Annotated in this window: 14 protein-coding genes; 7 read left to right on the forward strand and 7 right to left on the reverse strand. The window is 41.4% G+C overall.

Translation table 11 applies throughout. The features are described from left to right. Window positions 1–142: 142 nt before the first annotated feature. From pta to yjbM, 4 genes are read right to left on the reverse strand one after another with little or no spacing between them, the layout of a single operon-like run. Window positions 143–1,117, reverse strand: a complete 975-nt coding sequence (pta, locus tag B7697_RS00260; RefSeq protein ID WP_084949725.1) for a phosphate acetyltransferase — start codon at window positions 1,115–1,117, stop codon at window positions 143–145. A gap of 43 nt (window positions 1,118–1,160) precedes the next feature. Then, window positions 1,161–2,057 (reverse strand): RluA family pseudouridine synthase, encoded by an 897-nt coding sequence (locus B7697_RS00265; protein WP_084949726.1) that lies wholly within the window; start codon window positions 2,055–2,057, stop codon window positions 1,161–1,163. Beyond that, window positions 2,054–2,872: an NAD kinase gene (locus B7697_RS00270; protein WP_084949728.1), complete on the reverse strand. Its 819-nt coding sequence runs from the start codon at window positions 2,870–2,872 to the stop codon at window positions 2,054–2,056. The genes B7697_RS00265 and B7697_RS00270 overlap by 4 nt, the downstream gene beginning before the upstream one ends. Further along, window positions 2,856–3,527 (reverse strand): GTP diphosphokinase, encoded by a 672-nt coding sequence (yjbM, locus tag B7697_RS00275; protein ID WP_000171682.1) that lies wholly within the window; start codon window positions 3,525–3,527, stop codon window positions 2,856–2,858. The genes B7697_RS00270 and yjbM overlap by 17 nt, the downstream gene beginning before the upstream one ends. 128 nt (window positions 3,528–3,655) lie before the next feature. Here yjbM and B7697_RS00280 point away from each other — a divergent pair, with 128 nt between their 5' ends. The 7 genes from B7697_RS00280 (at window position 3,656) to B7697_RS00310 (ending at window position 8,427) form a co-directional block, all read left to right on the forward strand. After that, a complete protein-coding gene (locus B7697_RS00280) occupies window positions 3,656–4,225 on the forward strand; it encodes a CYTH domain-containing protein (RefSeq protein WP_084949730.1) in 570 nt (189 codons plus the stop codon). 111 nt (window positions 4,226–4,336) lie between these two features. After that, complete coding sequence (locus tag B7697_RS00285; protein ID WP_004254210.1) at window positions 4,337–5,296, forward strand: ribose-phosphate diphosphokinase; 960 nt, start codon at window positions 4,337–4,339, stop codon at window positions 5,294–5,296. Between the two features lie 9 nt (window positions 5,297–5,305). Then, on the forward strand, window positions 5,306–6,421 hold the full coding sequence (locus tag B7697_RS00290) for a cysteine desulfurase family protein (protein ID WP_084949733.1): 1,116 nt from the start codon (window positions 5,306–5,308) through the stop codon (window positions 6,419–6,421). A 4-nt stretch (window positions 6,422–6,425) separates the two neighbouring features. Then, entirely contained in the window at window positions 6,426–6,773 is a 348-nt protein-coding gene (locus B7697_RS00295; protein WP_000863540.1) for a DUF1831 domain-containing protein, read from the forward strand. 7 nt (window positions 6,774–6,780) lie between these two features. Further along, window positions 6,781–6,996, forward strand: coding sequence for a DUF4649 family protein (locus B7697_RS00300; protein WP_000462491.1), 216 nt, complete (start codon window positions 6,781–6,783; stop codon window positions 6,994–6,996). A gap of 82 nt (window positions 6,997–7,078) precedes the next feature. After that, the gene (locus B7697_RS00305) at window positions 7,079–7,720 is read left to right on the forward strand and encodes a redox-sensing transcriptional repressor Rex (protein ID WP_000653417.1); all 642 of its coding nucleotides are present in this window, start codon (window positions 7,079–7,081) and stop codon (window positions 7,718–7,720) included. 17 nt (window positions 7,721–7,737) lie between these two features. Then, on the forward strand, window positions 7,738–8,427 hold the full coding sequence (locus B7697_RS00310) for a gamma-glutamyl-gamma-aminobutyrate hydrolase family protein (protein ID WP_084949734.1): 690 nt from the start codon (window positions 7,738–7,740) through the stop codon (window positions 8,425–8,427). On the opposite strand, the gene radC is transcribed toward B7697_RS00310, so the two are convergent. From radC to B7697_RS00325, 3 genes are all read right to left on the reverse strand, one after another. Continuing rightward, on the reverse strand, window positions 8,424–9,104 hold the full coding sequence (radC, locus tag B7697_RS00315) for a RadC family protein (RefSeq protein ID WP_049501787.1): 681 nt from the start codon (window positions 9,102–9,104) through the stop codon (window positions 8,424–8,426). The two genes, B7697_RS00310 and radC, sit on opposite strands and share 4 nt — an antisense overlap. Window positions 9,105–9,146: 42 nt before the next feature. Further along, window positions 9,147–11,438 (reverse strand): DNA helicase PcrA, encoded by a 2,292-nt coding sequence (gene pcrA, locus B7697_RS00320; RefSeq protein ID WP_084949736.1) that lies wholly within the window; start codon window positions 11,436–11,438, stop codon window positions 9,147–9,149. A 162-nt stretch (window positions 11,439–11,600) separates the two neighbouring features. Then, window positions 11,601–13,271, reverse strand: a complete 1,671-nt coding sequence (locus B7697_RS00325) for a formate--tetrahydrofolate ligase (RefSeq protein ID WP_084949738.1) — start codon at window positions 13,269–13,271, stop codon at window positions 11,601–11,603. Between the last annotated feature and the right edge of the window lie 136 nt (window positions 13,272–13,407).

Raw genomic sequence — 13,407 nt, forward strand, 5'->3', positions numbered from 1 at the left:
TAATACTCTTCGAAAATCAAATTCAAACCACGTCAACGTCGCCTTGCCGTACTCAAGTACAGCCTGCGGCTAGTTTCCTAGTTTGCTCTTTGATTTTCATTGAGTATAAAAAACCTCTTCCCAAGGGAAAGAGGACTAAATCTTATTGATGAACCGCTTGAGCTGCTGTGATAAGGGTCAACTTGTACACATCATCAGCATTACATCCACGAGAGAGGTCGTTAACTGGCTTGTTCAAACCTTGCAAAACAGGACCTACTGCCGCAAAGCCACCAAGACGTTCTGCCATCTTGTAGCCAATATTTCCTGCCTCGATACCTGGGAAGATGAAGACGTTTGCTTGACCAGCTACTGTACTTCCCGGAGCTTTCAGAGCTGCAGTTTCTGGAACAAATGCCGCATCAAATTGCAACTCACCATCGATTTCAAGGTCAGGGCGCAAGTCGTGAGCAATTTTAGTTGCTTCAACAACCTTATCAACGCTTTCTCCAAATCCTGAACCCTTAGTAGAATAGCTCAGCATGGCAATTTTAGGTTCGATGCCAAACATCTTAGCTGTGATTGCTGAGTTGATCGCAATTTCAGCCAAGGCTTCCGCATCTGGATTGATGTTGATAGCACAATCTCCAAAGAGGTAACGTTCCGTACCACGAACCATGAGGAAGGCACCTGAAGTACGAGTTACATTTGGACGAGTTTTGATGATTTGAAGGGCTGGACGAACTGTTGAAGCTGTTGAGTGAATCGCACCTGATACCATTCCATCAACCAAGCCCAAGTAAACTAACATAACACCAAAGTAATTGACATCTTCAACCAAAACCTTGCGTGCATCTTCTTCAGACATTTTGCCCTTGCGACGCTCCACCAAAGCAGCAACCATTTCTTCAAATTTATCGTAGTGTTGAGGGTCGATGACTTCATAACCATCCATGATCCCTTCAATTTCAAGATAAATTTTAATTTTTTCAGGATTTCCAAGCAAAACAGGAATCACTTCTGTTTCTTTTACCAGGCGTTTAGTCGCTTGAAGAATACGAGGTTCTTCCCCTTCAGGGAGAACGATACGAGCATTTTTACCAACAAGGTTGGTTTTGAGACTTTCAAAAACTTCCATGAGTTTTCTCCTTTAAAATAATAATTATACTCTGAATCATTTTTTATAGAGTATTAGTTGATAACTGGGTAATAAGGTTACTGAAATCATCCGGCAAGGGACTTTCTAACTGCAAGTCTTGCTCTAAAAATGGATGATAAAAGGATAGGTAATGGCAATGCAGGGCTTGGCGCTGAATTCCATCGTCTAGACTACCACCATACAAGTCATCTCCCAACAAAGGAAAACCAATATGAGAAAAATGGACTCGGATTTGGTGGGTTCGCCCAGTGTGCAGGCGAATATCGACCAAGTGAATATTCCCATAAGAAGCTACAATCTTGTAGGATGTATGGGCATACTTTCCACCTTTAGCTACCCGTCTAGTGATAATAGAGTCTTCATCACGCGCAATCGGAGCAATAATTTCCCCCTCTGGTTCCAAATTCCCATCTCCTTTAACGAGAGCAAAGTAGCGTTTTTCAATGGACTTCTTCTGCAACTGCTTGTCTAATCGTGCATGGGCATAGCCGTGCTTAGCAAAGAGCATCAAGCCAGAAGTATCTCTATCAAGCCTAGTCACAATGTGAACCTGCTGATTTTCATAATCTTGATTGACGTAGTAACCCTTGATAAAATTGGCAATGGTATTGGAGTGGTTAACACTAGGAATAGAAGCCACTCCATAGGGTTTATTCAAGACTAGAAAATGGTCATCCTCATAGAGAATGTCTAATGGGCGCTCGATAGCCTCCAAGGTTTCAAAGCCTTCTTCAGCGGGAATATCAATGGTAACTCGGTCTCCAATCTCCAATAGATACGTCGCATTTTGTGGTTGGTCATTGACCAGTATAGCTCCACCTCGAAACTTAATTTTGGCCAGCAACCCCTTAGAAACCTCGTGCTTTTTCAAAAAGGTCTTGACTTTGACATGCTCATCTGCGATAAATTCAAATCTCATTCGTCCACCTCGCCGATAAAAGCGTCCTTAACACGATTCCAGAAACTGGTATGGCTAGGTGATGCCACAAAGTGAATCTTATGATGGTCGATTTGATACTCAATACGCTCAATATTGCGGAAGGAATAGACACTATTGTCAACCGAAATAGTATGGTAATCGTTTCTCGTTGGAATGAGTTCAATCTTATCCTTCTTAGGAACAATAATGGACGAGCCCAGGGTTCGATAAACACGATTATTAAGGCTGGCAATTTCCGTCAACTGAAGAGCTTCAATGGTAGGGTGTAAAACAGCTCCACCAAGCGACTTGTTATAGGCTGTACTACCAGTCGGCGTCGAAACTGTTAGCCCATCTCCACGAAAACGTTCAAAGGGGACACCATTAATTACGATATCCGCCACCATGGTTCGATCAGACCTGCGGATGCTAGCTTCGTTGAGAGCTCTGAAAATCTTGACCTCTCCATTTCCAAGAAAAACCTTTACATTCAAAACCGGATAAGAAACTCTTGCTCCGGTATCTAGCTGCAAATTAGTCACTAGCTTATCCAACTCAAAATCACGGTAGTCCGTATAGAAGCCCAAATGTCCAGTATGAACACCGATAAAGCGTACCTTATCAAGTTGATTTTCGTACTTATGAAAGGCTGATAAGAGCATGCCATCCCCACCGATGGAAATGACAATGTCCGAATTGGTATCATTGAGTATAAACTGATTTCTCTTCAAACGATCTCGCAATTCATACAAGACCCTTTGACTCTGCGGTTTTCTATTGGCTATCAGGTCAATTCGTTTACCTGTATTCTTCATCTGTATCGTCACTATTTCCTACACCGTCATTTAATTTTCTACTCAAAGGATCAAAAAGAGCCTGGGCTTCCTGAATATCATCTCGAATTTTACCCATTTCTTCATCCAACTGATGGGCAATCTTGGCCGTGATTTCCAGTCGCTTCTTAATCTCCTCTGGGAAATCCCCTTGGTACTTGTAGTTGAGAGAATGTTCTATCGTTGCCCAAAAATTCATGGCCAAGGTACGAATCTGAATTTCCGCCAAAATAGTCTTGGCTCCATTGATGGTATCAACCGTATATTCTACTACCACGTGATAGGAACGGTAGCCCGATGCTTTTCGATGAGTAATGTAATCTCGCTCCTGTATGATTCGCATGTCCTGACGTTTGCGCAAAATCTCCACTACTTCCTTAACGTCATCTACAAACTGAACCATCACACGCAAACCAGCAATATCTTGCAAATCGTGCTCTAAGGTCGCATAAGTAATGCCACGCCGAGCCATTTTTTCCTTGATACTTTCAATTGGCTTGACTCGACCAGTCACAAACTCAATCGGAGAATGCTTATTTTGCTTACGATATTGCTTACGAATACCACGTAGTTTAATCTTTAACTCACCAACAGCTTGAATGTAAGGATCTAGAAATTCTTCCCATTCTAAGGTCATATATTCTCCCTTGTTCTCATATTATCCTTCAAAAATATCTTTGATTTTTTCTCCAGATTCATATACAATAAATACAATGCTTATTATACCATAAATCCGCTTTCAACGATAAAGAAAAGGTAAGAAAAATGAAACATTTAGAAATTGAATTGAAAACACTCTTGAAAAAAGATGAATACAATCGTCTAAAGGACCAGTTCACAGACGTCACTCCTGTTCTTCAAAAAAATTACTACATCGACACGCCTGATTTTGAACTACGAGAAAAGAAAGTTGCTATGCGCATTCGCACTTTTGAAGACTGGGCAGAATTGACACTCAAAGTCCCTCAAAATATCGGAAACATGGAATACAATCAAAAATTGCAACTAAAAGATGCTGAAAACTATCTGAGCAATAAAGAACTTCCTCAAGGGCTTGTGCTCGATGAATTGGCGAAACATGGTATTAAAACAAGTGAATGGCAGATTCTTGGTTGTCTAACGACACTTCGCTATGAAATGCAAACAGCTATTGGTCTCATGGCGCTGGATGAAAGTCAGTACTTTGATATGACAGATTACGAATTAGAGCTTGAAGTTGAGAATCACGAGCAAGGGAAACAAGATTTCCAGCAATTTTTAGAGGAAAATCAGCTTACTTATCAAAAAGCTCCTTCAAAATTGGTTCGATTTGTCAAAAGCATGAAAAATAGCTGAAATAATCTCCATTTTTTGGTAAAATATAAGAGATAAAATACAAAAATCCCAGTTCATATAGGCTAGGCAGATAGGGCTAGGATTTAAAAAGTTTACAGAGGACGGTCTATAATGTCAGATAGAAAAAACATGAAACTTTTCGCACTCAACTCTAACCAAGAGATTGCACAGAAAATTGCTCAAGCTGTTGGTGTCCCACTTGGAAAACTATCATCACGTCAATTTTCAGATGGAGAAATCCAAGTAAATATCGAAGAAAGTGTCCGTGGTTATGATGTTTACATCATCCAATCAACAAGTTTCCCAGTTAACAACCACCTAATGGAGTTATTGATCATGGTTGATGCTTGTGTACGTGCAAGTGCCCACAGTATCAACGTTGTTCTTCCATATTTTGGCTATGCACGTCAAGACCGTATTGCTTCACCTCGTGAGCCACTTACAGCAAAACTAGTTGCCAATATGCTGGTTAAGGCTGGTGTCGATCGTATCCTTACGCTTGATTTGCATGCCGTTCAGGTTCAAGGCTTCTTTGACATTCCTGTTGACAACCTCTTCACAGTTCCTCTATTTGCAAAACATTACTGCGATAAGGGCCTACTTGGTTCAGATGTTGTTGTCGTTAGCCCTAAAAATTCAGGTGTAAAACGTGCTCGTAGCTTGGCTGAATACCTTGATGCTCCTATCGCCATTATCGACTACCCTCAAGACGATGCAACTCGCAACGAAGGTTATATTATCGGTGATGTTGAAGGTAAGAAAGCTATCTTGATTGACGATATTTTAAATACAGGACGTACCTTCTCTGAAGCTGCAAAAATCGTTGAACGTGAAGGAGCTACAGAAATTTATGCTGTTTCTAGTCACGGTCTCTTCGTCGAAGGAGCTGCTGAACTTCTTGACAATACTAAGATTAAAGAAATTCTTGTAACTGATTCAGTAGCAACAAAAGAGAAAACTCCTAAAAACGTATGCTACATCACTGCTAGTGAGTTAATTGGTGATGCTATCGTCCGTATCCACGAAAGAAAACCAGTCAGCCCACTCTTTGCCTACAACAAAAAGAAATAAGGTGATTCTTTGATTTATTTGGACAATGCTGCAACGACTCCTATGTCAGCAGTTGCTATTTCAGCTATGACCAAGGTTATGCAAGAAACCCATGGCAATCCATCTAGTATTCATGGTCATGGTCGTCAAGCTGGCAAACTCTTGAGAGAAGCCCGTCAGGAACTAGCCCAGTTACTGGGGACAAAACCTCAACACATCTTTTTCACTTCTGGTGGGACTGAAGGAAACAATACTGCCATCATTGGCTACTGCCTTCGTCACCAAGAACAAGGAAAACATATCATCACAACGGCCATCGAGCACCATGCTGTCCTTGAAACCATTGATTACTTGGTTCAACACTTTGGTTTTGAAGTAACCATTATCCAACCAGAAAATCAAGAAATCACGGCCCAGCAAATCCAAAAATCCTTACGTGATGATACGATTTTGGTTTCTACCATGTTTGCCAATAATGAGACAGGAAACCTATTGCCCATTGCTGAAATTGGCCAAATACTCAAGCAACACCCTGCCGCCTATCATGTCGACGCAGTTCAGGCTATTGGTAAAATCCCTATTCAACCAGAAAAATTGGGCATTGATTTTCTCACTGCTTCGGCACATAAATTCCATGGTCCTAAGGGAATTGGTTTTCTCTACGCTTCTAGCATGGACTTTGATTCCTATCTCCATGGTGGAGACCAAGAACAGAAGAAACGTGCAGGAACTGAAAATCTGCCTGCCATCGTAGGCATGGTTGCAGCCCTAAAAGAAGATCTAGAAAAACAAGAAGAACATTTTCAACATGTACAAAATTTAGAAACTGCCTTTCTTGCAGAGCTAGAGGGAATTCAATATTACTTGAATAGAGGCGAACACCATCTCCCTTATGTTCTCAATATTGGATTTCCTGGTCAGAAAAACGATCTCTTACTCCTTCGTCTAGATTTGGCTGGAATTTCAATCTCTACTGGCTCAGCCTGCACTGCAGGTATTGTCCAATCCAGCCATGTTCTTGAAGCCATGTACGGCCCGAATTCAGAACGCTTGAAGGAATCCGTTCGTATCAGTTTGTCGCCAGAAAATACTGTTGAAGACCTACATACCCTCGCAAAAACCTTAAAAGAAATTATCGGAGGTTAGCCATATGGCATTTGAAAAAACCATTCAGTTAAAAAATTGTCGTTACGACTACACTCTTAGCCCTTCTGTGAAAAAATTTACCCTCAAGGATAACACCTTTTTTGAGACTAAGGTTGGTAACTATGAATTGACTCGCCTTTTGGAAAAAGTTCCGAACAGCGGTGAGGGATTCCAACTCAAAATCATCATTAACAAGGAACTTACAGGTGCTAAAATCAATATCACTGACAAGTTTGGGCTACGTCTAGTTGATATTTTCAAATCAGAAGACCACCACATTCATCAGGAAAAATTCTATTTCCTCATGGATAGCTTGGTAGAACGTGGTGTCTTTACAAAATCGGAAAGATAGAGCCAAAATGTTTGAACTGACCTATAAGGATAGCTATCATGTAGAGCGCACTCTCAAGTATGAGGATTACGAGGCTCTCATGCTGGCTCTATCAGGATGTGTGACTCTGCCAGATACACTTTATGTAACTTCTTTGACCTTTAAAGGGCAGGAAGTTTACCAAGGACTGGTCGGAGACCTCTACCGTTTTCTATCACATGCAGATTTTTTACATCAAAACTAAGATTTTTCTTAGTTTTTTCTTATTTTTGTTGATTTTTTCACAATGTTTCTATAAAATAGAAGAATAGAAAGGTTGTGATTTTGTGAAAGATAAACAGTCTGCTATTCCAAAAGCAACAGCGAAAAGACTCTCTCTCTACTATCGAATTTTTAAGAGATTTCATGCAGAAAAGATTGAACGTGCCAACTCTAAGCAAATTGCAGAGGCTATCGGTATTGATTCCGCGACCGTACGTCGTGATTTTTCCTACTTTGGTGAACTAGGTCGCCGTGGTTTTGGCTATGATGTCAAAAAACTGATGACATTTTTTGCCGATTTACTCAATGATAACTCCATTACCAATGTCATGCTGGTTGGTATTGGAAATATGGGTCATGCCCTTCTCCACTACCGCTTCCACGAGCGTAACAAGATGAAAATTATCATGGCCTTTGACCTAGATGACCATCCCGAAGTCGGTACCCAAACTCCTGATGGAATTCCCATTTACGGGATTTCTCAAATCAAGGATAAAATCAAGGATGCTGATGTGAAGACTGCTATCCTGACAGTTCCCAGCGTCAAGTCACAAGAGGTTGCTAATCTCTTGGTGGATGCTGGCGTGAAAGGAATTCTCAGTTTTTCACCAGTCCATCTGCATTTACCAAAAGACGTGGTCGTTCAGTATGTCGATTTGACAAGTGAACTCCAAACCCTCCTCTACTTCATGCGAAAAGAGGATTAGAAAGCGAAAATCATTTTATGAAAAAACCAGTTATTGGGATTACAGGAAACGAAAAAACTCATCCAGATGATGACATCATGATGAGCTACGTAGCAAAAGGCTTTGTTGAAGGCGTTAAAGAAGCTGGAGGAATTCCCATCATCCTACCGATTGGTGATCAAGAAATGGCCTGCCACTATATCAGTATGATTGACAAGCTCATCTTGACAGGTGGGCAAAATGTTGATCCAAAATTCTATGGTGAACCAAAAACCATCGATAGCGATGACTACCACCCTCAAAGGGATATCTTTGAACTGGCCCTCATCAAGGAAGCTATTAAACAGAAAAAGCCAATTTTTTCTGTCTGCCGTGGAACTCAACTCTTTAACGTTGCCATGGGTGGAACTTTGTACCAAGATATCGAAGACCATTGGCAGGATTGTTCTGCTGAGTACACAACTCAACGCTTGATGACAGAGCCTGATACTGTTCTTCGAGAAATCTATGGAGAAATCTCCCATATCAACTCCTTCCACCACCAGAGTATTAAGGATTTAGCACCTAACTTAAAGATTGCAGCCCATGATCCTAAGGATGGTATCATTGAAGCTGTCATGAGTACGGATGATGTTGCCTTTCTCGGTGTCCAGTGGCATCCAGAGTTTCTTTTTGAAAATCGTCCCAAAGATAAAAACCTCTTTGACTATGTCGTTAATGAACTTTAGATTAAATCCGTCTTTTCACGATAACTAAAGTAATTAGAATGAGAGACAATCAAATGGTCCAAAAGGACAATCCCCATCAGGTCACAGGCTTCTTTTACAAGTTTAGTGACATGATCATCATTTCGGCTAGGGGCTACCGCTCCCGAAGGATGATTGTGAACCAATATGAGAGAAGTCGCCATATGCTTGATAGCATAGTGAAGAATCTCTCGCGGCTCAGCGATACTACGAGTTGCAGAACCGATAAAAATGGTCTGTTGATGGATGATTTGATTTTGAGTATTGAGATAGAGCGCCACCAGGTGCTCTTGTTTTTTATGTCCCAACTCCTGCTGCATCTTCTTGGCCAACTTTTGACTGCTGAGAATACTTTCCATCTCAAGAGTCTCATGTTTGTGAATACGATGGCCCAGTTCAATCATAGCTTGTAATTCTATGGCCTTAACTCGGCCAATACCAGACAGACTCTGCAATTCCTGCAGGGTCATTTTTTTCAAATCCGTTAGGCTTGAAAGATTGTTCAAAACTTTCTGGGCAATTTCAAAAACGCTAGCTTGACGTGTTCCTGTCCTAAGTAAAATAGCTAGCAACTCTTGATTACTGAGCGCTTCAACTCCTTCTTTTGCCAGCCTTTCTCTTGGCAACAGTGAATCTTCTTGGAATGAAATACTATACATAAAAATCCTCCTCACTTTATTATTCGTGAGAAGGATGGAAAATTATATTTTTTTCTCAATTGGGGCTACACTAGCTAAAAGTTTTTTCAAACCTACTTCTGGGAAATTGATTTTTAATTCCTGCGTAGCACCGCTTCCTGAAACTTCCAGAACGGTTCCCTCTCCCCATTTCTTGTGGAGAGCAATGTCACCAATAGACCAATTTGCTTCACTAGATGCTGATTTTGCTCCAGCAGTAAATTGACCAAATGGGAGACCGCTTGACTGGATAGTTTTTGGGGCCGCACTGCGTTTACGGTCTTGAAGAGCCTGAGCCAAACTCATACCTTGACCGAAGGCAACCCCACCACTGCTATAAGATGCCTTAAAGCTTGTATTGGCTGGACGAGCCAATCCTTGATACTCAAGTAAGTCTGAACTGATTTCGTTAATAAAACGAGTTGGACGGTTGTAGTTGGTACGACCAAAAAGCAGGCGTGAGTTGGCATTGGTCAGATAGAGAATTTTCTCTGCACGCGTGATACCTACATAGGCTAGACGGCGTTCTTCTTCTAATTCATCTTGATCTTCAGCTGCACGGCTAAGCGGAAAGACATTTTCTTCCATCCCAATCAAAAAGACAACTGGAAACTCGAGACCTTTGGCAGCGTGTAGGGTCATCAAGGTCACTTCTGATGTCTCCTGACTACCTGAATCTGTGTCCGCAATCAAGGCTAAATCATTTAAGAAGCGACTCAGTTTGTCCAGACCAGTTTCTTCTTCTGGCCCATCAGATGTGTCATCAAAGTTTTTCGTCACAGAAAGGAACTCTTCAATATTTTCAACCCTAGCCTTGCTTTCTAAAGTCGCTTGAGCATTTAGAATATCGACGTAACCTGTTTTTTCTAGGACGGCCTCAACCAACTCTGTAATGCTTAAGTGGTCCAGTTGCTCCCTCAAATCTAGAATCATATTGGCAAAATCCCAGATAGACTGGGCTGCTTTACCCTTGATACCAGATAACATGATGTTTGCAGAGGCATCTAGCATGGACATGTCTTGCATATTCACAAAGTCACGGATTTTCTCAACTGTACCTGGCCCAATTCCACGTTTCGGCTCGTTGATAATACGCTCAAAACTGATATTGTCACTCAAATTGGCAATGAGGTTGAGGTAAGCGATAATATCGCGGATTTCCTTACGGCTGTAGAACTTGGTTCCGCCAACCATGGTATAAGGGATGTTTGACTTGAGCAAGGCTTCTTCAATAGTACGAGACTGGGCGTTAGTACGATAGAGAACTGCAAAATCCTTGTGAAGGAAATTTTGACTCCGACCAAGTTCATCAATAGTTTTAGCCACAAATACAGCCTCATCCAGCTCATCATCGGCACGATAGTAAACAATTTGCTCCCCATCTGCATTTTGGGTCCAGAGATTCTTAGGACGGCGATTTTTATTGTTTTTAATAACCTCGTTGGCCGCTTGGAGAATAGTCTTAGTGGAACGGTAATTCTCCTCCAACAAGACAACCTTGGCTTGGGGATAATCTTTCTCAAAATCCAAAATATTCTGCATATCAGCACCACGCCAACCGTAGATAGACTGATCCGCATCCCCAACCACACAGATATTTTTAAAGCGAGACGCTAAGAGTTTGACCAATTGGTACTGAGCATGGTTGGTATCTTGGTACTCATCAACATGGATGTATTGGAATTTCTGTTGATAGTAAGTCAAAACATCAGGATTTTGATCAAAGAGACGCAGGGTCAACATAATCAAATCATCAAAATCAACCGACTCCGACTGACGCAATTCTTTTTGGTAAGCCGTGTAACACTGGGACACGATTTGCGTGTACATATCACCAGCTTGGGCAGCATAAGCCACATCATCAATCAAATCATTCTTAGCATTGGAAATAGTCCCTAAGATGCTCCGTTCATTCCATTTTTTAGGATCCAAGTTCAACTGCTTGAGAATACGTTTCATGAGAGTTCGCTGTTCACCAGGATCGACAATTGTAAAATTACGATTGTAGCCAATATGGTCTGCATCGCGACGCAAAATACGAACACACATGGAGTGGAAGGTCGCAATCAGACAGTCCTGCGTGGCTGGATTGAGGCTATAAGCCCGCTCTTTCATCTCACGCGCAGCCTTGTTGGTAAAGGTAATGGCCAAGATATTCCACGGATTGACCAGCTTTTCATCAATCAAATAAGCGATACGGTGGGTCAAAACTCGGGTCTTTCCAGAACCAGCCCCTGCCATGATCAACAAGGGACCTTCTGTCGTTTGCACCGCCTCAGCCTGACGGTCATTCATTCCATTTAATAATGCGTTCATCTTCTCTTCCTTACTCTTGAAGTCAATATTTCTATTATATCAGAATTCAGGGAAAATATCTTTACCTAGACTGGTTACATGTAGAAGGCAACTCTTTATATCTAGATAAAAAATGAGCTTGGATTAAAATCTCCAAACTCATTTAAAGTCAATTGCATTATACTAGAACAAGCCTAATACTGTTCCATCGCTTTCAACATCCATGTTGAGGGCTGCTGGTCGTTTTGGAAGTCCTGGCATGGTCATGACATCACCAGTTAAGGCAACAATAAAGCCTGCACCTAATTTTGGCACCAATTCGCGAATGGTAATTTCAAAGTTTTCAGGTGCTCCAAGTGCATTTGGATTGTCTGAGAAACTGTATTGAGTTTTAGCCATACAGATTGGCAATTTGTCCCAACCGTTTTGAACAATTTGAGCGATTTGCGTTTGAGCTTTCTTCTCAAAGTTTACTTTGCTACCACGGTAGATTTCAGTAACAATCTTTTCAATCTTTTCTTGGACAGAAAGGTCATTGTCATACAAACGTTTATAGTTAGCTGGGTTTTCAGCGATAGTCTTGACAACCGTTTCAGCAAGTGCTACTCCACCTTCTGCACCATCAGCCCAGACACTAGCCAATTCAACTGGTACATCAATTGAAGCACAAAGTTCTTTCAAGGCTGAAATTTCAGCTTCTGTATCAGATACAAATTCGTTAATCGCAACAACTGCTGGAATACCAAACTTACGAATGTTCTCAACATGGCGTTTCAAGTTGGCAAAACCAGCACGAACAGCTTCTACGTTTTCTTCTGTAAGAGCGTCTTTAGCTACGCCACCATTCATCTTAAGGGCACGAAGGGTTGCGACGATAACTACTGCATCTGGAGATGTTGGCAAGTTTGGTGTCTTGATATCAAGGAATTTCTCAGCACCAAGGTCTGCACCAAAACCAGCTTCAGTAACTGTGTAATCAGCCAAGTGAAGGGCTGTTGTAGTTGCTAAGACAGAGTTACATCCGTGAGCAATATTGGCAAATGGACCACCGTGTACAAAGGCAGGTGTACCGTAAATTGTCTGAACCAGGTTCGGTTTAATAGCATCCTTCAAAATCAAAGCCAAGGCACCTTCAACCTGCAAATCACCTACAGAAACTGGTGTACGGTCGTAACGATAACCAATAACGATATTCGCCAAACGACGTTTCAAGTCCTCGATGTCCGTTGCCAAGCAAAGAATTGCCATGATCTCTGAAGCAACTGTAATGTCAAAGCCATCCTCACGTGGAATACCATTTAGAGGGCCACCAAGCCCAACTGTTACATGGCGAAGAGCACGGTCGTTCAAGTCCACAACACGTTTCCAAAGGATACGACGTTGGTCAATTTCAAGCTCATTTCCTTGGTGCAAGTGGTTGTCAATCAAGGCAGAAAGAGCATTGTTAGCAGTTGTAATGGCATGCATATCCCCAGTAAAATGAAGGTTGATGTCTTCCATTGGCAAAACTTGAGCATAACCACCACCAGCGGCACCACCCTTAATCCCCATTACTGGACCAAGAGATGGTTCGCGGATAGCAATCATGGTTTTCTTACCAATCTTGTTCAAGGCATCCGCAAGACCAATAGTAATAGTTGATTTTCCTTCACCTGCAGGTGTTGGATTGATGGCGGTAACCAAGATCAATTTTCCAACTGGATTGCTCTCAACTGCACGAATTTTATCAAAGCTGAGCTTAGCCTTGTACTTTCCGTACAACTCCAAATCGTCGTAAGAAATACCAAGTTTCTCTACAACATCAACGATTGGCTTCAACTCAATACTCTGTGCGATTTCAATATCTGTTTTCATTCAAAACTCCTCTAACCTCTTATATGATAATTCATTATAACACAAAACAAGATTTTTAACATCCTAAAACTCTCTAAACGTTCGTAAATATCCCTATTTTTAAGGTTTTTAGAGACCTTTCTTAAATTTTATATGG

Source organism: Streptococcus mitis (assembly GCF_002096895.1).
Taxonomy (GTDB): Bacteria; Bacillota; Bacilli; order Lactobacillales; family Streptococcaceae; genus Streptococcus; species Streptococcus mitis_AH.

Coding starts and splice junctions, on each gene's coding strand:
- pta (WP_084949725.1), bottom strand. CDS start 1,117: ATGGAAGTTTTTGAAAGTCTCAAAACCAACCTTGTTGGTAAAAATGCT.
- B7697_RS00265 (WP_084949726.1), bottom strand. CDS start 2,057: ATGAGATTTGAATTTATCGCAGATGAGCATGTCAAAGTCAAGACCTTT.
- B7697_RS00270 (WP_084949728.1), bottom strand. CDS start 2,872: ATGAAGAATACAGGTAAACGAATTGACCTGATAGCCAATAGAAAACCG.
- yjbM (WP_000171682.1), bottom strand. CDS start 3,527: ATGACCTTAGAATGGGAAGAATTTCTAGATCCTTACATTCAAGCTGTT.
- B7697_RS00280 (WP_084949730.1), top strand. CDS start 3,656: ATGAAACATTTAGAAATTGAATTGAAAACACTCTTGAAAAAAGATGAA.
- B7697_RS00285 (WP_004254210.1), top strand. CDS start 4,337: ATGTCAGATAGAAAAAACATGAAACTTTTCGCACTCAACTCTAACCAA.
- B7697_RS00295 (WP_000863540.1), top strand. CDS start 6,426: ATGGCATTTGAAAAAACCATTCAGTTAAAAAATTGTCGTTACGACTAC.
- B7697_RS00300 (WP_000462491.1), top strand. CDS start 6,781: ATGTTTGAACTGACCTATAAGGATAGCTATCATGTAGAGCGCACTCTC.
- B7697_RS00310 (WP_084949734.1), top strand. CDS start 7,738: ATGAAAAAACCAGTTATTGGGATTACAGGAAACGAAAAAACTCATCCA.
- radC (WP_049501787.1), bottom strand. CDS start 9,104: ATGTATAGTATTTCATTCCAAGAAGATTCACTGTTGCCAAGAGAAAGG.
- pcrA (WP_084949736.1), bottom strand. CDS start 11,438: ATGAACGCATTATTAAATGGAATGAATGACCGTCAGGCTGAGGCGGTG.
- B7697_RS00325 (WP_084949738.1), bottom strand. CDS start 13,271: ATGAAAACAGATATTGAAATCGCACAGAGTATTGAGTTGAAGCCAATC.